We start from the raw sequence: 24,320 nt of genomic DNA, 5'->3' as shown, positions 1-24,320 counted from the left end.
GCCTATTTTATTAACCCAGATTTTTGCCAAGCTTACTTCTTTAGGACGTATTCATCCCGTTTCTACAGGCATTAAACCCTCGTAAATTGGCTAAGGTATTGTTTCACTGCATAATTTTTCCTTGGTATAAGTCAAGTCATGCCCATCACTTGACTTACGACAATCTCAAATTTGAATTACCAGTAAAAGATATAGTTCCTTTGAGTAAAACTGCCCATTCTTTAGTTCACTGGGGAATATTCTGGAAGACTCCTTTGAGAGTGGGGGTGAACTGGTTATTAAGATTGTTGATGGTAATTTCTGTAATTACTTGGGCAATTATTCAGACCGCAAACAGGAGATACTGATGTGTCTAGAACGCGAAAGACTGAATGCAGTTGGTTTTGAAACACCTCAATTAGAACCGGAAGTCACAGTAAATCAGGTTGAAGAAATAGTAGTTGAGGATGAACCGATTGCAAATACTATTGACAACTTCAGCAAACTGTTGGACGAATATGAGCCAGTTTCCAGCTAATTCCAGCAATGAAATACCAAAAGCAAGCACTGTTGGGGTTATTGGGTATGGGGTTAATCATTAGTCCTTGGTTATCGCAACTGCCAGCCCAATTCAAAACTTATAACAGTGGCATTACTATCAGAGAATCAGAGGAATTAGAACGCATTAAAGCTGAACAAAGGGCAGCGACCGCCGACAAAATTAACGAACTGGGAGTGATGCCCTCTTTCAAGAAGTTGCGAATTAACGATTACTTAGATTCCACTCGATTTAACCCCCGACCCAACACTACAGGATATTTAGAAGATGAAATCGTTTTTGTTTATGACTCAATGGGTAAATGTGTTGGACGGATTGAGCAAAGACAATGGAAATGGAAATATCGATTCAAAAATGCCTGTAAGAATTCGCCACTGTATCAAGATTCTCCTAATTGATTTACCGATTTGTGGAGTTAAAAAGAGAGCAGGGGAAGCAGGGGAAGATGAGGAGCAGGGGGAGAGAAGAGAACAGGAAAATAATTTACAATCTATTCCTCCCCTGCCGCTCCTGCCACCCCTGCTCCCCCTGCTTAACCTTGGAGTAAACAGTGTAATAGCTCATCAAATATTTCCTACAGTCTCAATGAATCAATATTTTTTATTCAATCTAATTGCTGATGTTTTAGAGCAAAAAATCTTTCACTTTATCGACGAGAACTTTTAGTATGAAATATCTTACTCCAAAGGATACTAATTCACGCTCCAACCAGGAGCCATCTCCACAAAGCCAGTATAGAAAAAATGGAAGTGGCATCTTAGAATTATTAGCTAAATGGATTGTCACTTTCATCTCATTTCCATTCATCTTTATTTCGCATATCATTGCTCAATTCGTCACTCCCGGCACATCTGGTTATAAGCTCGTTGGTGCAATCGGTTTTTGGATTGGCACACTGCTTTCAACTGATAGTATTTGGCAGGTTTTATTCCAAGGAAAACCAATTTTTCCCTGGTTTGAAACTGAATGGATTGGTTGGATTGGTTGGCTACAACTGCCGTTTAATGTTTTGTTTTGGATTAGTTTTGGCATTTCTGCACTCGTACAGGTAATGGAAGCGAAGACATTGCGAGGTAAAGACCCACAACAAGCCAAGAACGAATTTGAAGATTCTCGACAATATGCTTTAGGGTCAAAGCCTAGTGGAAATATTGACCTAACAGTTGCTCTGTGGGGTGATTATAAGAGGGCTGGGATGAGAGAGCGTTATGCGGGTGGATTAATTGCTTTATTTTTCTGGCTGATCGATATTATTACCACTTTCGTCGGCAGGTGGCCTTTTCAATACACGAACCCACTATCAATCATTGCCTGTTTTGGTTACAACATCGTGGCGATGATGGCTGGCGAGATTGGTTACAGCATTTGGAAACTTACTAAATAGGCAGGGGAGCAGGGGCGATGGAACAACCAATACCAATGCTTTGTACTAAAGAAACGGTGGAACTTCGTAGTGACTATCCCAGTATTGAGTATCTGGAAGCTGGTAATATCGCCTCTTGGTTGCAAGAACGTCAAGACCAGTTGTTAGTTCGTGCCAGAAACGAACGCAACGGCATGAATCTCGCTAAGTTCATCACCCTGGCCACATCTGCGGTTGGTGCGGTTTGCTATGCCACCTCTCCCCTTGCCCCTATTGGTGCGGTTGTTGCCGGAGTTGGTTATTTCTGGTCAATTGTTCAAGACTTAAACGATACTCATCAATTTGCACCGATTCCTTTTATTCGTGGCGACTTCTTCAGTTTCCTTTCAGCTATGGGTGACAGTGTTGCCAGGGATGAATACTTTGCTAATCAGAACGAACTTGCCGAGTTAATGCTGCACTTAGAGCCGATGGAGAAATATGAATTCGCCATGCTCAAGCAATGTTCTCATGTTGTGTGTGAATACCTGAATGCCGTTGAGCCTGGGAAAAGATTTTATGCTTATCGTTGGTTGTTGGACTGGTTTATTCAACTTAAAGGGCAGTTCCCCACTCATGAACAATTATCTGGGCATTTGGCGCAAGTTACTATCGACCCCAGAGTGAACTATCAGCAAGTGGAGGCCATTCAGCAAGCAACCAAGCCCCAGAATTTAGGTATCCCTCCGGCACGGTTTGCTTCTTTACCAACTCCCTCACCAACTAGCGAGCCATCAGTACAGATTAATCAGGACGCTCTTTATCCTGTGCTTCCTACCCCACAGCCCTCGTCTATCGATACTCCTATTACTAATACCGAAATCTCCACCTACACTTCAAAACCTCAGATCAACTATGACTTAATCGGTCACATTGCCAGAAAAGTTACGAATATGCTGTGGGTTGGTGTCCCTGGTTCTGGCAAGGGCATCACCATTAGCAACGCCATTGATGCCATCAAGCGGCTACATCCTGGCATACACATCTTTTATATTGACCCTAAAGGTGACGAGAAAGAAACTGGTTATTTCAATGGTCGTGTTGATACCCTCAAACGTGCCAAGATTGTTGAAATGTCTCCCAACGAAGCCGTCACTTGGGTCAAAGAATGCTTTAACGAGTTCCAGAAAATCAAGGGCCCTAAGCTGATCATTCTAGATGAAGGCACGGCTGTTTGTTCCAAGTTCAAAAATGCCAAGGGTGAGATTGGTTGGCTCAAAGACAAAATCATCTCTTACTGTTCTTGCGGCGATAGTTCTGGCTGGCATTTCTGGATTGTTGTACAGAACCCTCACACCGACGACTTGGGCATTTCTGGCGGTTTGCGATCGCAGTTAACCTCAGTGGCGTTGGTTTCTCCAGATAATGTCCCGGCTTACAGTGCCATGATTGCCACACAGTTAATTCCGAGCGATCGCAAGATTACTTCTACCCAAGTGATGGAGATTGCTGCACAATCACCTGTTGGTCGAGCCGTTTATTACGGTGGCATCAATGAATGGTTCCCCATGCCACAGCTAAAAAACTTTTCTGGCTACGACCGCGACACCAACAAGTTTATTGATTCTGTATCAAGTAATCAACAATCTACCCCTATTGAAACTAATTCATCAAGCACAGCAACAACCCAATCTCAACAGATGTTGGCACTGTTAGAAAAAACCACAGCTTCTTCAATCGATGAGTTTATCCAAAGTGAATTGAAATTAGACGGGGTTCCGCCAGATTTAATCCGTTTGGGAATCGAAAGATTGCTCCAGAATTCTCATCTCAAATATAAGTTTGATAGCTGGAATAATAATTAGGAGAAAATATGCAAGCAGTTCTCAACTTTTCGTCATCACTACAGCATACTTTGATTGTTGGCGCGTTCTGTTCTGGTAAAGATTTGTTAGCAGGTTACGCCATTAAAAACATCAAACAACAGCGACCTTCTCTTAAAGTCTACGTCATCGATATTAAAGGACATCCTAGGGAAAGCCACTACTATGCTAATGCTGATTTCTTACGGATTAAAAACTCTTCTAATGTTTCGTCCCAAGCAGATGTGGAGGGGTTGGTGTCTTGGATACAGCATTGTTTTACTGAGTTTGAATCTATTGAGGGTAAAAAATTACTTGTCTTGTCGGAGAGTACATTAGTTTTTCATTTCTTTGCTCAAAATAAAAGCAATAGAACTTGGTTGTCCAACAAAATTATCAGTTATTTGTGCCTGGGGAATGCTAGTGGTATTTACATTTGGCTGATCGGCACAAATTTTAGTTTTCAAGAAACAAGAATCAGCCGCCAGTTTTGGGTATTAGTCAAACTGCTGGCGATTGTACATCAGGAAAATTTTGCTTCATATAACTATCTTCTGAGTACAGATTTTCTTCCCAAAAGTGGCCAGCCTTGTGCAGAAGAAATTAGGGCAATTGCCTCCCAATCTCCTGTTAAAAGAGCCGTCTACTTCAACGGTGAATGGTTGCCTATGCCAAGGCTTGATTTTGAAAGATTCTCTTAAAGTCGGTTGAGAAATTTTACGTTGTTTTAAAAGGGAGAGTATTGTTATGTCGAACTTATCAGTTTTTGTTTTCGAGTCACAAGAAGTTCGTTTTGTTGGTACGCCAGAAAACCCGGAGTGGGTTGCTGCGGATGTATGTGCCATCCTTGAAATCAAAAATGTCAGTGATGCGTTAACTTCTTTCGATCAAGACGAAAAGGGTATCGCTAATGTCTATACCCCTGGTGATGACAACCCTAAAGGACAGGAAATGCTTACCGTGACTGAGCCTGGACTTTACCGCTTGATTTTTAAGTCCCGTAAACCTGTTGCCAAGCGATTCCAGCGATGGGTGTTCCATGAAGTCCTGCCCTCTTTGCGTCGCACTGGTTCCTACTCCATACCCAAGCCTGATCAACAACGTAATGGCAAACTAACTCTAGATGAACTTCTCTCTTTTGCACAGAAAGTTCTTGCTCCCACAAGATTGAGTCCTGAACTGCAAACCATCACGGTTGTTAGAGGTTTGCAAGCGATGTATCCCGAAATTGCACCTATGGCTAGTGAACTAGTAGGAGCTATTGGAGAAACTATTGCCACGAGCGATCGCCATGTTTCTCCAACCACAATTGGTGAGTTATATGCCCAACGGCAAGGACTACCAAAGCCAATCAAACCCCACATTATTAACCGTGTTCTGGAAGAAGCTGGTTTACAGTATAAGGAAGTAGAATTTAAAACTAATTCTAACGGCAAACAAAGTCACAAAAACATCTGGCATCTCACCGAAGCAGGTAAACAATGGGGAACCGCCATCCCAATTCGCAATTAGCTCCCCAAGTATGAATGTGAAAGCTTAGAACCTCAACACTATGAATTGCTTTACTTTTCACAATTAAATTATGTTTTTGAAATCAAAATTACAATTGCGAATTGCGAATTGCGAATTGCGAATTGTTGAATGCGTTCGCTGGTTGCCTGATGTTTTGAACGTAATTGATCTAAGTAAAGAAAGATAAACTGTTAATTCTTTTGAGGACAAGTGCAGTAATGAAACTGCATTTGTCCTCATCATTTTTATAAACAGGAGATTGATTAAAATGATTCACAATACTCAAGCAAGGCTAGTTTCTCTACTCAAGCAAACCGCTTATGTTGGGCTGGTATTTTTAGTTATGCTGTTGATTACTGGTGGTCGTCCTTTAGGGTTTATAGTAGGGTTGAGCGTAGTTTTAGGTATTGGTTTTGTTGTTTGGAGTGAAAATAACAGGTAAGAATTCAGCACCCAGGAGTCAGAAGCCAGAATAATAAAGTATCTATAGTATTAGTATTAGTAAATTGATTAATTGATTAATTAAATATCACTCCTCGTTCTCTAACCCTTCTGACTCCTGAATTCTGACCTTTTTATTATGTTGTTGGTGGAGCAAACTGAGCAAAAACTTCATCTCCAGTCAGATTTTTTGTTTCATTCGAGAAGCAGTAATATCCCGGCTTTTCATCAATAAATATTTGATGCTCGAACACAAAATCTTGTGGTTGCTCAAATAGCCCTACCGGGATGAAGTACTGATTGTTTTGTTTTAACCGATAAAATAAGTGAGTCCCACATTGACGACAAAAGCCACGTTCAGCCCATTCGGAAGAATTAAAGGTGGTGATTTTCTCCCCTCCTTGAAACAAAACATCACTTCCACAATCGACGACCAACAACGGGCCACCTCCCCATCTTCTACACATTTGGCAATGGCATCCGTCAATGCTTTTACTTATCGTCTTGACCGAGATACTAATGGCTCCACACAAGCAGTGTCCTTTGCCTTGATGTTGCTCAGACATATGACTTTCCCAGATTGCGAGATAAAATTACCCAAAAATGGCTACCACACATAACTACCACACATAACTAGATACTGATTCACCTTATATATTAAAGACAAGTGATGCTTGCAGATACATTGTTCACAAAATTACTTACCTTTGAGTTTGTCTAAAAATAAGAACAACGCTAATATCGTCCAGGAGATCCTATTACTTGTTAGCTAATTTCCGGATGAAACTCGACGATATGAGATTAACTTTGACTGATTCACTTAACAAACAGAAATGCTTCACCATGCAAATATGGTAGTAAGTGGTTCAGGGCAACATAAGGCACAGCACGAGATAGCCATTCATATTCTTGTGGGTTGGCACTAAGAAAAGCGAAGTTTTCTACTGTTGAACCTACAAAAAATGCTTCAACAACGCTAGGATAATTTGCTGGTAATGCCCGGAGAGTGGAGTAACCCTCGAAAAAATGCCAACGTAGCGATGCCTCAATATCTCCCAGCGATTGACCAATATCGTAAAGATAAAAACCAAAGCCACAGCGCGAAAAGTCAATTGGGCGAACTTCTCCACCATAAAGTACGTAGTTGCCTTGGTGCAGGTCAGCGTGAATTACGCCCCAACTGTCGCGCGTCTGCTGGAGGCTAGATATAAACTCTTGAACTTGCATAGCCGCCTTTTGGAACATTTGGTAATCATCCGATGAAATTGTGCCATTTTGCACTAACATTCCAAGTTGAGATGTTGCAGCTAAAAGCCGTTCTACGTTATGAGCGGGGCGAGAAAAGCCGAATGGCTTCAACCAACTGCTTGAATGTTGGTGCAGTTTTGCCATTAATATACCCAACTGCCGAATTTGTTGTGCTGTCGGTTCACCATCAAGATGTTCACCTTCTATCCACTGCAATAGCGAACAGGGTATTGAAGTCCCTAATTCTGTTATAGCAATGCTTGTTACCCATTCTCCCAAACGATTCGGCACTGGTTGGGGTACTGTCAACTGGGTGTCAATAGCTAGCGCATTCAACCATAGCAATTCAGACTCAATAGCTGATGGCTCTCTCCAAGCCGCTTGTAAACCCTCACCATCTGCCTCAATCCCAGCATGAAATCGAAGTAAAAACTTGTCTAGTGTTGGTGTTTCCACTTGAAATGTTGTGTTTTGGCTTTGTCCTAAAAACTTCAGTTGAACATTCGATAAATCGTAATGCGTCAGGGCAGCTTGAGCAATTTCTTCATCAATAATCATGTCTTGGGCTGTTCTCAACCTTCATACTGTTCATGATCATCCCATCGGCTGCAACAACCTCTGCCACAACCTTGTGTAACGCTGCTGGTCATTTGTTGTCCGCACAGCTAAGGATATCGCTTTCTTCGAGCCGATTACAATTGCTAATTTCCTAGCACGAGTCAGCCCAGTATAAAACAGATTACGACTCAACATTATGAAATGTTGCATATACAAAGGTATGATTACCACAGGATATTCGCTGCCTTGCGACTTATGGACTGAAATACTCCAAGCCAAAGTAATCTCATTCAAATCAGCATAATCGTAAATTACGGGTCGTCCGCTATACTCAACAGTTACTTCCTGTTCCTCCGTATCAATACTCAGGATGAGTCCCAAATCACCGTTAAACACTTCGCGATCGTAATCATTAGTCTGCTGAATCACGCGATCTCCCACTCGCAGAGTCATCCCACCCCTAACAATCTCTGCTTTATCAGGGCTAGGCGGATTGATTAGCTGCTGCAACACCATATTCAGATTGCGAGTTCCCACCAAACCCCGTGACATTGGGCAAAGTACCTGAACATCACAGGCGGGATTGAAACCTAGCCGGGGAATAAATTCCGTAATCAACTCACAAATTGCTTGTACGCCGTGTTCTGGCTGATGACCTCCACCATGCCACAAGCAATCCGACACGGGATTATCACTAATTGGTTCGATGTTTGGATAATCGCCCTGGTTGATTTGATGCGCTGCGGTGACAATTGCACTCTGCTGGGCTTGGCGAAATACTTGCGTTAGCCTGACTACTGGTACTTGAAGCGAATTGATCAGGTCAGCCAACACTTTTCCAGGGCCAACTGAAGGTAACTGGTCGATATCACCGACTAATAATAGTTGCGCTCCCTCGGCTACAGCTTTCACAAGCGAATGTGCCAAGAACAGGTCGAGCATCGATGCTTCATCGGCAATTATTGCCCTGTATGGCAATGGATTTGAGTTGTCGCGTTTGAAGCCCATTGTTTTCGGGTCAAATTCCAGCAAGCGATGTATGGTCTTAGCCTCAAGTTGGGTCATTTCTGATAACCGTTGTGCTGCCCTTCCCGTTGGTGCTGCCAGGGCGATTGTTTTGCCCATTGCTTTCCACAGGCTAACAATAGTGTGGGTCGTGAAAGTTTTGCCAACACCAGGGCCACCAGTCAGTACCATAACTGGAGAATAAGCTGCTTTCTCTACCGCAAGCTGCTGTTGCGGCGACAACTGGATTTGGCGACTGTTTGTAAAACGCTCTAGCCAAGCACGGACACGAGGGATATCCTGTACTATTGGTTGGCTCAAGCGTCGAGATATCATCTGCGCCAAGTTCGTCTCAGTGTGAAAGAACGTTGGTTTAAAGCACAGTAGCAGCTTCTCGCCATAATTGCCCCGCACGATTTCTCTAATTAATTCTTCTTTCGCGCCCATCTGTTTAACAATGTCGGCGATCGCTTCAGAGGTTGGCTGATGGTCATCTGTTGTTAGCAGTTTGGTGACTTTCTCGATCAGTTCTGGTTGGGGTAAGTAGCAATGACCATCTTCGGCAGCTTCGGTTAGTGCATGGATGATGCCAGCACAGTATCTAAATTCAGAATCTGTTGGTACGCCTAAGTTTCGAGCAATCTTGTCAGCAGTCAGGAAGCCAATCCCATAGATGTCGGTTGCTAGTTGGTACGGATTTTGAGTGACTGTGGCAATCGCATTATCTTGGTACTGCTTATAAATTTTGACTGCATAAGTTGTTGATACTCCGTGGGTTTGCAGAAATACCATCACTTCCTTGATCGCCTTCTGCGTCTCCCAGGCATTCTTGATCAGCTTGATCCGCTTTTTGGCGATGCCCGGAACTTCAATAAGTCGGTCAATCTGGTTTTCAATGATGTCGAGTGTTTCTAAACCGAAATGTGCAACGATGCGTTTGGCTGTGACTGGGCCAACACCTTTGATTAGCCCACTACCCAAGTATTTCTCAATTCCTGTGAGGGTTGCGGGTTTTGTTTCTTTGTAATTGGTGACTTGGAATTGTGGGCCATATTGGGGATGTTCTCGCCAAAAGCCCGTTAGCTGTAGTGTCTGTCCTGGTTGGATATTGGCGAAACTGCCGACGATTGTGGTCAGGTCACTACTGCGCGGTCGAGTTAGACGTGCTACGGTATAGCCTGATTCTTCGGAGTGAAAGGTCAGGCGTTCAACTACCCCTGTGATGGTTTCGTAGTGCGGGGTGGCATTTAGGGGTTGAGTTGTTGGAGTTAGTGGTGTGGACATTGGTGTTTAAAAATGCCGCACATTATTTTAAGTCAGAAAAGAAGTTTTTTGCAGTACATATATACTATATTGAACCACAACCAGTTGAACAGGGTGTAGGGGGTAGGGTGTGGGGTGTGGGGAAGACGGTGTTGGGAGAGGATTCTGTCCTCTCCCAACACAAACGCCTTAAAAAGGCGGGGCTTCCGACCCAAGAGGTTGTTGGGGCTGATGTTTCACTACACCCTACACCCCACACCCCACACCCCGCCCCAACGGGGCTTGGTAACAAGCATCTTGAGATATCAAACCAAAATCGCCAAAAAATTACACAATCTTTGATACATTAATTTTTAAGTACTAGTTCCGATGTAAAATCCAGAGGCATTAACGCGATGCAAGTTATTCATGGCACCTGGATACCAGACCCTACAACTGAATTTATTCAATCTGGTTCTTTTTATCTATGGGTAGAAACTTCTATAGCTAAACAAAGTCGTACTCGACAACAGATTCATCCTAGACATTTATCACCAGAAGAATTAGTCAGTTTTTTAGTGCAGAATTTGGGATTTAAAGAGACACCTGTACAATTAAAAGAACGCATCTGTACCAAATATTTTGCGCTTCCGACTGTCAATAATCAGCCCCTGCCTTCACCAGAATTAATTAAGTATCTAGAGTTTGAATTTCCGGAAAGTTATGAAGATTTCCAATACTGGAACGTCATCTGCTATGAAACAGTAGTCTTGGCTAAAGGCAGAAAGTTAATTAATGTCATCAAACTCCTCAAAGATATTCATTTTTTAGCACTTTATAATGCCAATGAATTCCAAATTGGTTCAGATTTACTATTCTGGTATCATTATACGCAAGCCTTTAGACAAATCATCTTTAAAGACCAATATATTCCGGCATTAAAATATCGACTATTAGCAGCACTCAAAGATAAAGCACGCAAGAACAAAAGTAAAGAGTCCTCAAAACAATTTGAGATATATGCGACTTGGGAAATTATTTCTGAGCAATATGAAGCAAATATTCAAAAATATCTTGAGTATATGCCACTCATTTGCACAGCAGGTAGTCACAATCAAGAGCAACAACTAGAATTTTTCGACAAAGAAACGCTCTTACGACATTTCTCCGAATCGCTTCTCCAAAATCTAGTAACTGATACAATCTCCACAGCCGCCTTTGATAAACAAGTAGCAGATTCTCTGATTTACTATTGTCTGAATCAAGACAAATATAATCCCTTAAAAACCGAAACTTCTTTACTCCAATACCAACAGTGGTTGGCGTGGAAAAACAGAATTCAGCACACTCAATCTAACTTACCCTTCCATCTGTGCTTTCAGTTGCATTCCCCAACTGCCCAAGATGTAGACAATTGGCAAATTCAATTTTTAGTATCTAGTAAACAAGACCCTTCCTTGAAACTGGCATTGGCAGATTACTGGATGATGAATCAAAAAAGCAAAGCAAGTGTTCACAAACAGTATGGCCAAGATTTTGAAACTAATTTACTGCTGAACCTGGGCTATGCGGCTCGGATGTATCCTAAGCTTTGGCAAGGATTAGAAACAGAGTCTCCTATTGGAATGCAGCTAACTTTGGATGAAGCATTTGGCTTCCTCAAGGAAAGTGCCTGGGTGTTAGAAGATTCAGGTTTTAAAATTATTGTCCCGGCCTGGTATACTCCGGCGGGTCGCCGTCGCGCTAAAATTCGCCTGAAAGCCTCAACCAAAAAATTAGCTCCCACAAAAGGTGAAACCAGAAGCTATTTCGGGTTAAATTCACTGGTGGAGTATCAATATGAATTAGCAATTGGCGATGCTACTGTTACACCACAGGAATGGGAACAACTAGTTAATGCTAAGGCTCCCTTAGTGCATTTTCGCGGTCAATGGATGGAATTAGACCGGGATAAAATGCAGCAACTCCTCCAATTTTGGGAATCTCACGGTTCCGAGCAACCGCAGATGACTTTGCTGGAGTTCATGCAACGTACTGCCGAGGCTGGAGAAGATTGGGAAATTGAACATGACCAAGCTTTATCAGAAGTTATGGCCAAACTGCAAGATAAAAGTCAGTTGGAGCCAATTTCACAGCAGCTTTTGCTGCAAGGGACTCTGCGAGAATACCAAAAGCGTGGGGTGGCTTGGTTACAATATCTCGAAAAATTAGGCTTAAATGGCTGTTTAGCAGACGATATGGGACTGGGCAAGTCCGTACAAGTAATTGCCAGATTAGTACAAGAAAAACAGTCAAAACAGTCCTTTTTACCCACTCTACTAATTGCACCTACTTCCGTTGTGGGCAATTGGCAAAAAGAAATTGCCAAGTTTGCTCCTCATTTAAAAACTCTTGTTCATCATGGCAGCACGAGGCTACAAAATGTGGGAGATTTTTCTGCGGCTTGTCAAGAACACGACGTAGTAATTAGCTCTTTTACTCTAGTTCGCAAAGACGAAAAACTCCTCAGCAGTGTGAAATGGCAACGCATAGTTGTAGATGAGGCGCAAAATATTAAAAATCCAAAAGCTGCACAAACCAAAGCTATTCTCAAACTTTCGGCTCAACATCGCCTGGCCTTGACTGGCACTCCCGTAGAAAATCGCTTATTGGATTTGTGGTCAATTTTTAACTTTCTCAATCCTGGGTATCTGGGGAAGGAGGCACAGTTTCGTAAATCTTTTGAGATTCCGATCCAGAAAGATAATGACAAAATTAAATCAACTACTTTAAAGAAATTAGTAGAACCCTTAATTTTGCGGCGAGTCAAAACCGACCAATCTATTATTAGCGATTTGCCCGATAAAGTTGAACAAAAACTCTACACTAACTTGACAAAAGAACAAGCATCACTGTATGAGGTTGTAGTTAAAGATGTCGAAGAACAATTACAAACAGCCGAAGGGATTCAACGTAAAGGTTTAATTCTTTCTACATTGATGAAACTGAAGCAAATTTGTAATCATCCAGGTCAATTTCTTCAAGATGGCAGTGAATTTTTGCCAGAGCGCTCGCATAAACTCTCTCGTCTGGTTGAAATGGTAGATGAGGCGATGTCCGAAGGAGAAAGTCTTCTGATATTTAGTCAATTTACCGAAATTTGTGAACAGGTGGAAAAGTATCTCAAACATCACCTGCATTGTAATACTTATTATTTACATGGGGGTACTACTAGGGAGCGTCGGGAAAAAATGATTAGTGAATTCCAAGACCCGCAGACAGAACCATCTGTATTTGTGCTTTCTTTAAAGGCTGGTGGTGTGGGGATTACTCTGACTAAAGCTAATCATGTTTTTCACTTTGACCGTTGGTGGAACCCCGCAGTTGAAGACCAAGCTACTGACCGTGCTTTTCGTATTGGTCAAAACAAGAATGTCTTCGTACATAAATTTGTGGCAATTGGCACTTTAGAAGAACGTATTGATCAAATGATTGAAGATAAAAAGAAACTTTCTTCAATGGTTGTTGGTAGTGATGAATCTTGGCTGACCCAATTAGATAATGATGCCTTTAAACAACTTATCGCCTTGAATAAAAATACTATTTTGGAGTAAGTATAGTATATGGCTAAATTTAGTCGCACTTGGTGGGGTGAGCGTTTTATTCAAGCCTTAGAAGCTTTTACCGACGATAACCGACTTCAACGCGGACGTTCTTATGCTCGTGGTGGTAAAGTCAAAAGTTTTGATATTGAACTTAATCAAATCACTGCTAAAGTTAAAGGCTCTATTAATCCTTACTTTGGAGTTTATAAAGAACCAACGTATAACATAGTCATTGAAATTACACCTATTACTAAGGCACGCTGGAATGAAGCTATTCCCAAGATTGCTTCTAAAGCTAGTATTGTTTCTCGATTACTGCTCAATGAAGTTCCCGAAAATATTGAAGAAATTTTTGCCCAAATAGGATTACATTTATTACCTCATAGTAGCAAAGACTTTAAAACTAAATGTTCTTGCCCAGATTATGCTAATCCCTGTAAGCATATTGCTGGTGTCTATTATCTGGTAGCTTCTCAACTAGATGCCAATCCATTTCTATTATTTGAATTGCGTGGACTCTCTAAAACAGAACTGCAAGCGAAATTAGCGGCTTCTCCCTTGGGCAAAGCACTATCAACCTCCCTTTCGCAGCCCGAAGAGGTTAGTATACAAGAGAGTGAATCTTTCTATACAAAAATAGAAAAGCGGGCTGTTAATCAAAAACCGCATCTTCGAGAGTTTTGGTTAGGTAGTAAGCGATTGCCCTCAACTATTGAAGCGTCTAATGATAGTGGCATTCCCGCAATTTTAATTAAGAAGGAAGGGGACTTCCCTGCTTTCTGGCAAAAAGATAGTTCCTTTATCGAAACTATGGAGGAGCTTTATCAACGTGTCAAAACTAAAAATCAAAACTTGATTTAACAGTTATCAGTTATCAGTTATCAGTTATCAGTTATCAGTTACCAGTCAAGAGTGAGTTTTTATCGTTGGCGAAACACTACACCAATTGCTGGTCGGCGTTGGTGGCGGGTTTAAATCCCCCACCATACGCCTTGATAACTGTTCACTATTCACTGTTCACTGTTCACTGTTCACTGGTTTAACTAACTGGGCGGCAATCTTGTTCTCACTACAATAGGCTAATTCAGACTCACAAATCAAAGTCTAGCGAAAATGTTTCATCACCTGAATCCTCTTGTTCAGCGTAGGTCGATACACGGCTAACAGAGGCTTGGGATGCTCCCGAATTAAGATCTATTCCATTGAAACCGGATGTATAAGACATTGGTTGCTGTACTTTCAACACTCCTTTTTTGAATGCAAAGTAGCAATCAATGATGAAATGAACCGTCTCCAGATAGCTTTTATCTAATTCTTTCGCCTCAGCCAGTATCCGTTCACGGTAATTATTTCTGATCCGTACTTTTTCTGGGGCTTCATCCTGATTATTAAACATTGCTTTTTCTTACTGGTTTTCTTAAGAATTCTTGTTCACCATTGCTTTGGCCATTTCTAGCAATCCCGCAGCATTTGCTTCTACCGGATTGTCCAGGACTTTGAAGCCATTTTTCTCTAGCAGCTTTTTAAATCCTGGCAATAGGCAGCCCCCACCAATCGCCCAGATTTCATCGCCTTGATGTTTAGCATCCAGTGCCATACCTACTACTTTTTTCAAGTACTTCTCATACCAATCTTTGAAACAACCCATGTAGACATCTTTGATATCTATGTCCCGGCTATATCTGGTATGTCCCATTTCTAAGCAAAATCGCACCTTCGATGCGTCCCCTACTTTACCCCCATTGAGATGTTTCATTTTTTGGGCAATCTCATCAATGAGGACTTCTACACCTACTGGGTAAGGAGTGTGCAGTTCTCTTTTTCCTTGGGTGTATCGAGAATACAGTGTTGTGCCATTGCCAAAATCTAAAACTGTTAGTTTTTTGGGTAATGCTTGTCCAAACAAAGCTCCCATACCCTCTGGAACTACTTTCAGGACTTCTACTTTAATCTCTGAGGGTTTGCCAGCAAGGACAGCAAGGTATTCTCCATTGAGTACTTGCGTTAAGTTTTTTGCCAGAGCAACATCGTGTAAGCTGACGACTAACTTCAAATGCCATGCTTTGCGGTGTGGCAAATGTGCTAATGCTCCCAGCAAAGTCGTCAGGGCATTCTTTATCTTATTCTCATTACTATCGGTGTTGCGTTCAAAATGATCTCCGGCACGGAATGCCGATTCTCCAACTGTGTATGCTATTCCATTAAATTCTACTCTCCCTGGAACATCTTCCATGTCTGCTGTGGAAATGTAGCTGGGTACTCTGACAACATCAAAGCCATCGACTAACAGCTTCAAACTTCCATAGCCATTGTCAAAGCCTGCGGGAAAAATTTTTTGTAGTGCGTGGATGTTCGCCATTGGGTAAATTACGTCATAAAATCAGGACTTTTTGAGCATACCCCAAATAGGGGTTATTTAGTACCCATATGACCTCTATTTAGCCCCCATGACTTTCTGGGAGTTTTTAGGGGTCATATGACCCCCATTTGACACCCATTTGTAGTTTTACAAGGTTTACTTATTTTTAGTAATTTTTAAAAAATCGATTTTGGCAGCAAACAATTTTGGATTTTGAATTGAAGTGCGTTCGTCTGACGCTCGTAAACTCGCTACCGCTTCGCTAATGACGTTGGCGCAGCCATCGCCCTATGCAGAAAATGGCGAATTTTTACTGGAAGGCTTAAATCTCTTTACCAGACAAGGAGAATCGCTTCTGGGCTAGTTTGTTAAACGACTATTTACTAACTGGTTCAGCCTTTTCTACCGAGTCATCATTTAATCCGAAAGTTAATTCTAGAGGAATGCGGGAAGGGGAAGCTTTTACTACCTGTCGATAAACATCATAGTTAGTGGGTAGCGTTTTCTGTTGCTCACCCACACCATAAGTAATTTGGTATTTCACCGTTTTCTGTAGTTCTGGTTTGCCTGCCTCTTCTTGAGATTTTTTGCGTTGTTCTACCTCATCAATACTTGGGCGTGGTGGTAAAGTCGGCCACCATAAACACTGGTCATCTGGGCCAACAACTGCTCCTGTTGGTTTTAATCCATTTCGATTCAGCACTGATGCAGTAGCAAAGCTTTCAATTCTCGGCTGCGGTGCATTAGTTAAGTTATTGGCATACTTCACTTGCCATGTATAACTGGTAAGTGCTGTCGCTTCGTACTGCTCAATACTAGTGGTGCTGCAACTTGCCAAGGTCAACACTGTTAGTACAATTAACGGTGCAGTTAAACAGGACAATTTTGGCATTAGATTTCTTTCTAATAATTCTGAATTGATACCTATACCATCAATACTTTCAAGGTGAAGATATCGCTGTTGTCGATAGCACCTCTCCCGTACTCGACTTGATGAAAGTTTTAGCACACTTAGGGCATCCCACGTTCACCGGAGTGATGGAAGGTTTTCCTTTGTACTCTCCCATTATTGCCTCTCCCCTAAACTCGCTAATTATTCCCTCTTGACAATGCCAACATTCAAAAGTTACTCATCTTACTACTTTGTTATAGTCTAAAACTTGAGGTGTTGAAACCGCTCTCTTAACTCTGACTTTTGGGTTTGGGGTTTTGATGGCTTCAGAGGTTTAGACTGCTTCTTTGGGTTAATAGCTAGGGAGAGCGATCGCCACTTCATTTCGTTGCTGTGTTAGTTCATCAGGATTAGAGACAGGCTGATGCTCTGAGTATCGCTCTGTTGTAATATCAGCAGACGCTTACTCTAAAAGTTGTTGGCGCGTTTCTTCATCCGCTAGACGAGCCATCACTTGAGATTTACGCTTTTAAGCTTGGTGCTGGCTTAGGTTCTCTATTTCAACTAATTTTTTTTGCAAAAGTGTTTTTAGTTCTTGAAGTTGCTCAGTACTGGCATAAATTAATGATGTTTCTGATAAACTACTGATTTTTTGGATTATAGATTTGACTTCTTTGGATTCTGATTTTGTTTGTGTTAAGTATTTAGCTTTAACTTGCTTAATAAGTTCCCGCGTTTCTGGTACTGTCAGATTTTCTAATAAAACTTTTTCGGTAATTTTAGTACGTTCTTTTAAAGCCTTTCCTTCATCTGTATTTAGAGCTTTTGCAGATAATGTTGAGAGAGCTAAAGCGTGCGCCCCTTTCAACCCCTTATGACGAACTGCATTTTTTAAGTCTTCTGGTAAGGAAAGCATTGGCATCAGGTTAGACTTTACTGAAGCAGGGTTTAAGCCCAACTCTAGTAATATTAAAAACAAACTTTGTTCTTCACCTATTACATTTAGACTTTCTAATCCTAACTTTTGTTGATCTACATCTAAAGCAACTAATTTTGTCAACTCTTTACTCTTGCTATCACGTTCTATACGTTTAAGCACGGTTGCTAGTGCTGTAGAAATTTCTTCTAAACTCAGATCAGTTGCTTTATTTAGTTCTTGAATAATAGCTTCAGCTTTATCTAATGGATTTAAATCTTCAAAACCAAGAAAAGTAATTAACGATGATTGAGTCAAATCTTTAGGCATCGGCACTATAACAGCCCGAATAAATTTCCATCCTAATAGCTTTGCCCCCTCAGTACGCAATTGTCCATCTAACAATATGTAACGACCATTTTCTTGGGCTACAAGAATGATGGGTGTAATCTGCCCGTGTTTTTTTAGTAGTCGTGCTTTTGCTTGAATAGATTCTACAGTAATGGTTTGTCTGGGTTGGTTCGGATTAGGATCTATTAATTCAAGAGCAATTTCTACTTCCCCTGAATGATTTCGCAGTTGTTCTCGCAACATCTGTAACTCTGCTTCAAGTTCAGGGGCTTGATTGATTCTAAGCTGTTCTACCTCTGTTTGTAGTTCAGCAATTTTTCTTTCTTGTTCATTTTTTTGAATTGCCCCTTTAAATTTTTCACCTATTTGTGGTAAAGTTTTCGCCATTGAATCTCCTCACTTACTTTTGATTAATTCAACCACATCATCTGCAATTTGCTTAAAATCTTTACAAGCTGGATGCTTATTTCTGTATTTATGTAAAGGTAGCCCGTGTGCGCTGGCATTTTTAAACTCGTTAGAACTACGGATTTTTGGATATAATTTAACATTTAATTGTTCTGCAATTGCTGGCAGTTGGGAGTAGTACTGTCTGTGCATTGCTACTGCTTCATCATACATACTGGGAACAAACCCCAATATAGGTGGTTTAGGATCTAGCTGTAGTTCTTCCGATGTATTAATACACCATTCAATTAACTCCGCAGAACCTGATATCGCCTTCATTTCAAGCTGTATTGGTACTAAAATATGAGTGGCTGCTGCTAAGGCATTGACGTTAAGCATCCCCAGGGTAGCTGGACAATCTATAATTACCAAATCATGGGTTAAAGGGTATTTGTGCAGTCTATCCGCTAAGGTATATTCTCCTCGTTTACGAATTACTAAATCATTGGCTGTATCAGCCAGTGATGGATGTCCTTGGCAAACTTCTATTCTTGCTTCATCCCATGCTGATACTAAAACCCAGTCCCCCTTAAAATCCTTTGCTAAAACCTTAGCCATTGTGTTTTCTGCTTGGGCTGCTTCTAAACCACAAAAGACATCAAGCGATCGCTGCGGGTCTAAATCTAGCAAAGCTACCCTGCGCTTACGCTTACTAACTTCATAAGCTAGATGTACAGACAAAGTACTTTTACCAACACCACCAGCATTTGCCAAAACTGCAATAACTACCTGTTTCACCTAAAACCTCGCTATACATAACTATTGTATTGATTTACAACAATTGCCTTAACGCTCATGTCTTTAGGCAAATATCATACATTCTTTATTTGACTGATTTTAAGCTTTAGCAAATATCACTCTCCACATTAATTGAAATGTAGAATTTTAAAATACGACAATTTTAGAGTGAAATCGCTTAGTTCCAATCAAACTTCACTAAGAGCTTCTTGCCAGACTCTCATTCCAAGTCGCTCACTTCGTTCTGCATTGGGTCTTCCTGCCAAAAATGATAAATTAAACCTTGTAAGCCTTAAAGAAAGCGATCGCACTTTGCCAATCAATTGTCTGGTTTAGCAAGTACTGGGTAAAAACTGCTTTGAGCGTTACTAATTCTTCTACGCTAAGTTTTTCTCCCAGACGTTGTGCATAACTTGGTCGATTACCATTAGTGGCAAACAAACGCTCCAAAAAAGCACTACTGATGTGCATTGGCGTTGAATGAGGTTCAACTACCATATCTACTGTTAGCCCGGTTGAAGCAAAAGCATCACGTAAGTCATCAGCATCCCAGTTGAGCATAGGGTCGGATTGATTAATGTAGATTGCTTCTTCTGCATCAACTAATCGCTCATACAACTTTTCATCCAATACGTTTGCTGGAAGTAAGCGGTATAACCTTTGAGTGTAACGTGGTACAGTCTCAGCCACTACCAGTTTTCCTCCTGGCGGTATTAGTTGGGCTAAGGTTTGGGCTGCAAGCAATTTGTCAGGTTCGGACATCAAGGCATTTCGTCCCATGATGCAATCAAATTGCACAGTTGGTGCTTCTTGGGCCAACACCGCAGACAGTTGAGAGATTAGTGCATTCAAAATGACCGGACGCATCAGTTGGGGTAGTGCTGCTGCTTGCTCCTGTAGCGCATTAGCATCTCTAGGAGTGCGAACACAAGCATATACTCCGCCTTCTGGTACTTGCCGAATCGCTTCCCAAGTCAGTAAACCTGTGCCAGCATTGATATCTAACACTAAATGATGCCGTTGCAATTGGGCTAAATCAAAAATCCGTTCTCGAACACTTGCTAAATGTGTACCTAAAAGCGAAAGTGTTCGCTGCAACCAACGCTCGCTAGCTTTGTCGCTACTTCCATAAGTTAATATTTCTAGTGGTGCAACAGCACTACCTTCCATCAAGGCAGCTAGTTGGGCTTCACGGCGGCGCAAGACTTGGGTGTTAATTTCCTTTTCTTGACCTTCGGTTGATGGTTGGTAGAATACTTGCCCTTGCAGGCTGGCTGGTAAATATTGTTGTGCTACCCAATGATCTCGGTAAGCATGAGGGTAAAGATAACCTTGCCCATGTCCGAACCCTTTCTTATCCCGATTCGCATCCCTCAAATGATTAGGTACTTCTTTTTCTTTTTCTCTCTCAACTGCTGCTAGTGCATCAAAAAAGCCCATGACGCTATTTGACTTCGGTGCAGTTGCTAAATATAGTGCCGCTTGTGCCAAATGATAACGTCCTTCCGGCATTCCCACTCTATCAAAAGCTTCATTACAACCATTGATAACGACAATTGCGTTTGGGTCAGCTAAACCTACATCTTCACTTGCCAAAATTAGCATTCGACGAAATATAAATCTGGGATCTTCTCCGGCATACACCATTTTTGCCAACCAGTATAAGGCAGCATCCGGGTCAGAACCACGCAAACTTTTGATAAACGCGCTTATTGTATCAAAGTGAACATCTCCCTCTTTGTCATACAAAACTGCACGTTGTTGAATTGACTCTTCTGCTACTGCCAAACTAATATTTATGATTCCTTGTGCGTCAGCTGGCGTTGTCTCTACCGCTAATTCCAAAGCGTTCAGTAACGAACGTGCATCACCATTGGCAACATTTACCAAGTGTTCTAAAGCTTTATCCTCAATTTCTACTGCTAACTTTCCATAGCCACGTTCGCTGTCAGTTAGTGTTTGTTGAACAATTTTGTACAAATCTTGGTCGTTTAACTGCTTTAATTGAAAAATCCGCGAACGGCTGACTAATGCTTTATTGACTTCAAAATACGGATTTTCTGTAGTAGCACCAATTAAAATTACGGTTCCGTTCTCTACCCAAGGCAACAGTGCATCTTGCTGGGATTTGTTAAAACGATGAACCTCATCTACAAACAGAATCGTCCGTGAAGAGTACATTTTTCGCTGTTGTTGCGCCGTTTCTATGGCAGCACGAATTTCTTTAACTCCTGACAATACTGCGTTGATAGCAATAAAATGAGCACTCGTTGTATTCGCTATCACTCGTGCTAGTGTCGTTTTTCCTGTCCCTGGTGGCCCGTAGAAAATTACTGACGATAGTTGGTCTAAACTAATGGCACGTCGTAATAGCCTACCAGGTCCAATAATATGATCTTGACCAACAAATTCATCTAGTGTCAAAGGACGCATCCGTGCCGCTAGTGGTGCAAGAGTTTCTTCGATTTTTTTGAGATGTTGGTCAAACAAGTCCATTTCTTACTTGCTAATCATCTTTAGCCAATAAATTGCCACTATCCCTCTGTGCTAATTTTAACGCAACCGCAATGTTTAGCCTGAAGCTTTGACGCATCATGACGCAGATCTCAATTCATCAAATACTTTTCAATTTCAAAGTGAAGCACTACTAGTTACGCAAAATTAGGCGTTTTGCACTTCTTAAATCTGATTTCTACTAAAATACGACCTGCTCTTTGATTGACAACTAGTTCAACCAATCAGGTATAGACAGACTCTGCTTTATATAGTACAATTGTACTATCAACGGTTCAAATCGTCCTAAGCAAATTACATTCAATGCTTCTGGTGAGTAATTGGCCAGAAGCATTTTGTTGATCCTATAGAACTAGCGATCGCTCACGAAGACTTTTGAAAATCTACATCGCTCTTATAAGTCTTAGCTCTGGGCTTGCCCTTCTTAGCAGGTGCAGTCACTTTAGATTTCTTAGGTGGCCCTGGAGGACGACAGGTTTCACAATATAAAGGGCGAGGGCCATAAGTCTCTCTGCTTGTTGAAAGATCGCACTGCTTACAGACGAAGTTGAATACGCGCGTGTGTATCTGACGTTTGTGCGCTCGGACTGTGTACTCTTTAACTTGAATTTCTTTGCTGGGCATTAGATAAGGAAGATTTTCTCTATTTAAATAATAAGTATAAGTTTGCGCTTTTTACTATGTCCAAAGCTATGTTTGATTAGACACAGATAATCAAGTTTTAGCAGAAAAATTGTCTAGTTAATTACAATCGAAGCAGAGATTTGAATGAGTTTTTAGCTTTTTTCAGCAGGAGTAACCATGTCTGAGATTGAGAATAATAAAATCATAGCTCGACGCTGGTTTGAACTAATTAGTGAGCATAAAGTTGAAGATATTTGTGCGATGACCGCTCCAACATGGAAACTGCATGGCGGCCCACCACAGCTGGCGCAAGGGCCAGATGGAGTACGTCAGTTATTTAGCTCATTTGGAAATATCAAGCAGCAGTGGACAATTGAAGATGTAATTGCCCAAAGTGATAAAGTTGTAGTGCGTGCAACGAATACCTGTACCCAAGAAAGTTTTTTTTGGCATTCCGGCGCAAGGAAAACAACAGACTTTTACAGCCACATTTATTCATCAGATTGTGGATGGAAAAATCGTCGAAACTTGGCGAAATGCTGATGACTTGGGACGAATACTTCAACTTGGGGCGCGTATTCAACCACCAGATGAGTAGCCGGCTATCAACCAACCTTTCGTTCGTCAAACAAAGATAATTGCCCAGGAGAAACATTACCTCGTCCAAAACGGTGATAATGAAGATGACAGCCACTGCACAAACAGACCAAGTTTTCGATGCGATTGTCAGTTGGGTCGCAGTTCCAATGATGTACTTGCAACGTGTAGGCTTTACGTTGGGAAAGGGTTAAATGAGGTGCTTTTTCTTCGGGACGCAAGCATAAGCGACCGCACCGACTACAACACCAATTACAAGCAGCTTTCAGTGCTGTAGCAATTTCTTTCCAGTTAGGTGAGTAGATACCCTGGCTCATAACAATGTTTTGAGTTACTGATGAGACTGGTAAATCATTGATTAATCAAAAAAGCTTACCGCAAAACTAGCTTAATTCGACAGAGGTTTCGCCTAAAAGTATTTAGATAGACAAAATATCTGCAATTTGAATGAGGAAAGCTCTAGTCGCTTGAGACAAAGTTGGTAAATACGTTCAAGATCGCTTCTGGGAGAACAAGCAAGATGGTTTCAGCAACCAAACGCGAAATAACCATGAGATACAGGCAATTAGGAAACAGCGAATTGCGCGTTTCTGAAATCAGTCTTGGTTCCTGGCTGACTTATGGGGGAGGAGTAGAGCAACAAAATGCACAGGCTTGCATACACAAAGCTTTTGATGTCGGAATCAACTTTATTGACACAGCAAATGTCTACGCTCAGGGAGGGGCAGAATCTTTTTTAGGCGAAGTACTGCAAGGGATTGAACGCTCTGACTACGTCCTAGCAACAAAAGTTTTCTTTCCGATGTCAGCCACTGACCGAGGACTGTCAGCAGCCCAGATTAGAAAACAAATTGATGCTTCTTTAAAGCGATTGAATACCGATTACGTTGACCTGTATCAATGCCATCGCTACGATTCAAATACACCCTTGGAAGAAACAATGGCAGCACTTACAGAGGTAGTGCGCCAAGGAAAAGCTCGTTACATTGGCTTTAGCGAATGGCAACCAGAGCAAATCCAAGCAGCACTAGAGATGGCTGATGTCGAACGCTTTGTTTCTAGCCAGCCACAGTATTCTATGCTGTGGCGTAAACCAGAAGCCCAGGTGTTTCCATTGTGTGCCGCTCATGGTATCGGTCAGATTGTTTGGTCGCCTTTAGCACAAGGTGTACTTACAGGTAAATATCAGCCAGGACAAGCCCCGCCGCAAGATTCTCGTGCAGCTAATGAAAAGATGAATTCGTTTTTGCTGGATGAATTATTTAACGAACGTACGCTAACAGCAGTGCAACAACTCAAACCGATTGCTCAAGATTTGGGGTTGAGTATGGCACAATTAGCTCTGGCTTGGGTATTACAAGATGAGCGTGTATCCTCAGCAATTATTGGTGCTAGCCGTCCAGAACAAGTGGTTGATAATGCAGCAGCATCAGGCGTAAAGCTAGATGCAAATGTACTGACAGCAATTGACCAGATACTAGAATCCGTTGTTCAAAGATAAGAAAAAGCTTTTTGTTGCCTTACCTCAACAAGAGTACTAGAAATGTATG

At 41.6% G+C, this 24,320-nt stretch carries 25 protein-coding genes; 14 read left to right on the top strand and 11 right to left on the bottom strand.

Annotated features, from left to right (window positions below; translation table 11 throughout):
- Window positions 1-346 precede the first annotated feature (346 nt).
- The 8 genes from H6G76_RS29285 (at window position 347) to H6G76_RS29250 (ending at window position 5,696) form a co-directional block, all read left to right on the top strand.
- Window positions 347-517: a hypothetical protein gene (locus tag H6G76_RS29285; protein WP_190708916.1), complete on the top strand. Its 171-nt coding sequence runs from the start codon at window positions 347-349 to the stop codon at window positions 515-517.
- A gap of 8 nt (window positions 518-525) precedes the next feature.
- A complete protein-coding gene (locus H6G76_RS29280; RefSeq protein WP_190708914.1) occupies window positions 526-936 on the top strand; it encodes a hypothetical protein in 411 nt (136 codons plus the stop codon).
- Window positions 893-1,204 carry a hypothetical protein gene (locus H6G76_RS29275; RefSeq protein WP_190708912.1) on the top strand — a complete coding sequence of 104 codons (312 nt, stop codon included), beginning with the start codon at window positions 893-895 and terminating at the stop codon, window positions 1,202-1,204. The genes H6G76_RS29280 and H6G76_RS29275 overlap by 44 nt, the downstream gene beginning before the upstream one ends.
- Before the next feature lies 1 nt (window position 1,205).
- Window positions 1,206-1,922: a hypothetical protein gene (locus H6G76_RS29270; protein ID WP_190708910.1), complete on the top strand. Its 717-nt coding sequence runs from the start codon at window positions 1,206-1,208 to the stop codon at window positions 1,920-1,922.
- A gap of 17 nt (window positions 1,923-1,939) precedes the next feature.
- A complete protein-coding gene (locus tag H6G76_RS29265) occupies window positions 1,940-3,745 on the top strand; it encodes a hypothetical protein (RefSeq protein WP_190708908.1) in 1,806 nt (601 codons plus the stop codon).
- 8 nt (window positions 3,746-3,753) lie between these two features.
- Window positions 3,754-4,443 carry a hypothetical protein gene (locus tag H6G76_RS29260; protein WP_190708906.1) on the top strand — a complete coding sequence of 230 codons (690 nt, stop codon included), beginning with the start codon at window positions 3,754-3,756 and terminating at the stop codon, window positions 4,441-4,443.
- A gap of 46 nt (window positions 4,444-4,489) precedes the next feature.
- The gene (locus H6G76_RS29255; RefSeq protein WP_190708904.1) at window positions 4,490-5,254 is read left to right on the top strand and encodes a BRO family protein; all 765 of its coding nucleotides are present in this window, start codon (window positions 4,490-4,492) and stop codon (window positions 5,252-5,254) included.
- Between the two features lie 268 nt (window positions 5,255-5,522).
- Entirely contained in the window at window positions 5,523-5,696 is a 174-nt protein-coding gene (locus H6G76_RS29250) for a hypothetical protein (RefSeq protein ID WP_190708902.1), read from the top strand.
- A gap of 136 nt (window positions 5,697-5,832) precedes the next feature.
- Here the strand turns inward: H6G76_RS29250 and H6G76_RS29245 are convergent, their stop codons facing one another.
- The 3 genes from H6G76_RS29245 to H6G76_RS29235 all read right to left on the bottom strand — a co-directional run bounded on the left by H6G76_RS29245 (window position 5,833) and on the right by H6G76_RS29235 (window position 9,790).
- The gene (locus H6G76_RS29245) at window positions 5,833-6,261 is read right to left on the bottom strand and encodes a GFA family protein (protein ID WP_190708900.1); all 429 of its coding nucleotides are present in this window, start codon (window positions 6,259-6,261) and stop codon (window positions 5,833-5,835) included.
- A gap of 250 nt (window positions 6,262-6,511) precedes the next feature.
- Entirely contained in the window at window positions 6,512-7,519 is a 1,008-nt protein-coding gene (locus tag H6G76_RS29240) for a phosphotransferase enzyme family protein (RefSeq protein ID WP_190708898.1), read from the bottom strand.
- Between the two features lie 18 nt (window positions 7,520-7,537).
- On the bottom strand, window positions 7,538-9,790 hold the full coding sequence (locus tag H6G76_RS29235; protein ID WP_190708896.1) for an ATP-dependent RecD-like DNA helicase: 2,253 nt from the start codon (window positions 9,788-9,790) through the stop codon (window positions 7,538-7,540).
- Between H6G76_RS29235 and H6G76_RS29230 the strand changes: the two genes are divergently transcribed.
- Genes H6G76_RS29230 through H6G76_RS29220 form a run of 3 tightly spaced genes read left to right on the top strand, consistent with a single transcriptional unit; the run spans window position 9,781 to window position 14,193 of the window.
- A complete protein-coding gene (locus H6G76_RS29230) occupies window positions 9,781-10,119 on the top strand; it encodes a hypothetical protein (protein ID WP_190708894.1) in 339 nt (112 codons plus the stop codon). The genes H6G76_RS29235 and H6G76_RS29230 overlap by 10 nt on opposite strands.
- Window positions 10,120-10,164: 45 nt before the next feature.
- Window positions 10,165-13,341, top strand: coding sequence for a DEAD/DEAH box helicase (locus tag H6G76_RS29225; protein ID WP_190708892.1), 3,177 nt, complete (start codon window positions 10,165-10,167; stop codon window positions 13,339-13,341).
- 9 nt (window positions 13,342-13,350) lie between these two features.
- On the top strand, window positions 13,351-14,193 hold the full coding sequence (locus tag H6G76_RS29220) for an SWIM zinc finger family protein (protein ID WP_190708890.1): 843 nt from the start codon (window positions 13,351-13,353) through the stop codon (window positions 14,191-14,193).
- A gap of 229 nt (window positions 14,194-14,422) precedes the next feature.
- On the opposite strand, the gene H6G76_RS29215 is transcribed toward H6G76_RS29220, so the two are convergent.
- Both H6G76_RS29215 and H6G76_RS29210 read right to left on the bottom strand, forming a co-directional pair.
- Window positions 14,423-14,728 (bottom strand): hypothetical protein, encoded by a 306-nt coding sequence (locus tag H6G76_RS29215; RefSeq protein WP_190708888.1) that lies wholly within the window; start codon window positions 14,726-14,728, stop codon window positions 14,423-14,425.
- Between the two features lie 21 nt (window positions 14,729-14,749).
- Window positions 14,750-15,691: a ParM/StbA family protein gene (locus H6G76_RS29210; protein ID WP_190708886.1), complete on the bottom strand. Its 942-nt coding sequence runs from the start codon at window positions 15,689-15,691 to the stop codon at window positions 14,750-14,752.
- A 223-nt stretch (window positions 15,692-15,914) separates the two neighbouring features.
- On the opposite strand from H6G76_RS29210, the gene H6G76_RS29205 reads away from it, so the two are divergent.
- Complete coding sequence (locus H6G76_RS29205; RefSeq protein ID WP_190708884.1) at window positions 15,915-16,055, top strand: hypothetical protein; 141 nt, start codon at window positions 15,915-15,917, stop codon at window positions 16,053-16,055.
- Between the two features lie 12 nt (window positions 16,056-16,067).
- Here H6G76_RS29205 and H6G76_RS29200 read toward each other — a convergent pair whose 3' ends face one another.
- The 5 genes from H6G76_RS29200 to H6G76_RS37360 all read right to left on the bottom strand — a co-directional run bounded on the left by H6G76_RS29200 (window position 16,068) and on the right by H6G76_RS37360 (window position 22,173).
- The gene (locus H6G76_RS29200; RefSeq protein ID WP_190708882.1) at window positions 16,068-16,583 is read right to left on the bottom strand and encodes a hypothetical protein; all 516 of its coding nucleotides are present in this window, start codon (window positions 16,581-16,583) and stop codon (window positions 16,068-16,070) included.
- A gap of 529 nt (window positions 16,584-17,112) precedes the next feature.
- Complete coding sequence (locus tag H6G76_RS29195; RefSeq protein ID WP_190708880.1) at window positions 17,113-18,237, bottom strand: ParB/RepB/Spo0J family partition protein; 1,125 nt, start codon at window positions 18,235-18,237, stop codon at window positions 17,113-17,115.
- A 9-nt stretch (window positions 18,238-18,246) separates the two neighbouring features.
- On the bottom strand, window positions 18,247-19,035 hold the full coding sequence (locus tag H6G76_RS29190; RefSeq protein WP_190708878.1) for an AAA family ATPase: 789 nt from the start codon (window positions 19,033-19,035) through the stop codon (window positions 18,247-18,249).
- 276 nt (window positions 19,036-19,311) lie between these two features.
- Window positions 19,312-21,531: an AAA family ATPase gene (locus H6G76_RS29185; protein ID WP_190708876.1), complete on the bottom strand. Its 2,220-nt coding sequence runs from the start codon at window positions 21,529-21,531 to the stop codon at window positions 19,312-19,314.
- A gap of 381 nt (window positions 21,532-21,912) precedes the next feature.
- Window positions 21,913-22,173 carry a hypothetical protein gene (locus H6G76_RS37360; RefSeq protein WP_242056562.1) on the bottom strand — a complete coding sequence of 87 codons (261 nt, stop codon included), beginning with the start codon at window positions 22,171-22,173 and terminating at the stop codon, window positions 21,913-21,915.
- 177 nt (window positions 22,174-22,350) lie between these two features.
- On the opposite strand from H6G76_RS37360, the gene H6G76_RS29180 reads away from it, so the two are divergent.
- A complete protein-coding gene (locus tag H6G76_RS29180; protein WP_190708874.1) occupies window positions 22,351-22,716 on the top strand; it encodes an ester cyclase in 366 nt (121 codons plus the stop codon).
- A 62-nt stretch (window positions 22,717-22,778) separates the two neighbouring features.
- Here H6G76_RS29180 and H6G76_RS29175 read toward each other — a convergent pair whose 3' ends face one another.
- Window positions 22,779-23,087 carry an HNH endonuclease gene (locus H6G76_RS29175; protein WP_190708872.1) on the bottom strand — a complete coding sequence of 103 codons (309 nt, stop codon included), beginning with the start codon at window positions 23,085-23,087 and terminating at the stop codon, window positions 22,779-22,781.
- A gap of 233 nt (window positions 23,088-23,320) precedes the next feature.
- Here H6G76_RS29175 and H6G76_RS29170 point away from each other — a divergent pair, with 233 nt between their 5' ends.
- Window positions 23,321-24,271 carry an aldo/keto reductase family protein gene (locus H6G76_RS29170; RefSeq protein ID WP_190708870.1) on the top strand — a complete coding sequence of 317 codons (951 nt, stop codon included), beginning with the start codon at window positions 23,321-23,323 and terminating at the stop codon, window positions 24,269-24,271.
- The last annotated feature ends 49 nt before the right edge of the window (window positions 24,272-24,320 follow it).

This window comes from Nostoc sp. FACHB-152 (assembly GCF_014697475.1).
Taxonomy (GTDB): Bacteria; Cyanobacteriota; Cyanobacteriia; order Cyanobacteriales; family Nostocaceae; genus Nostoc_B.
This window is presented reverse-complemented; position numbering and strand designations above follow the sequence as displayed.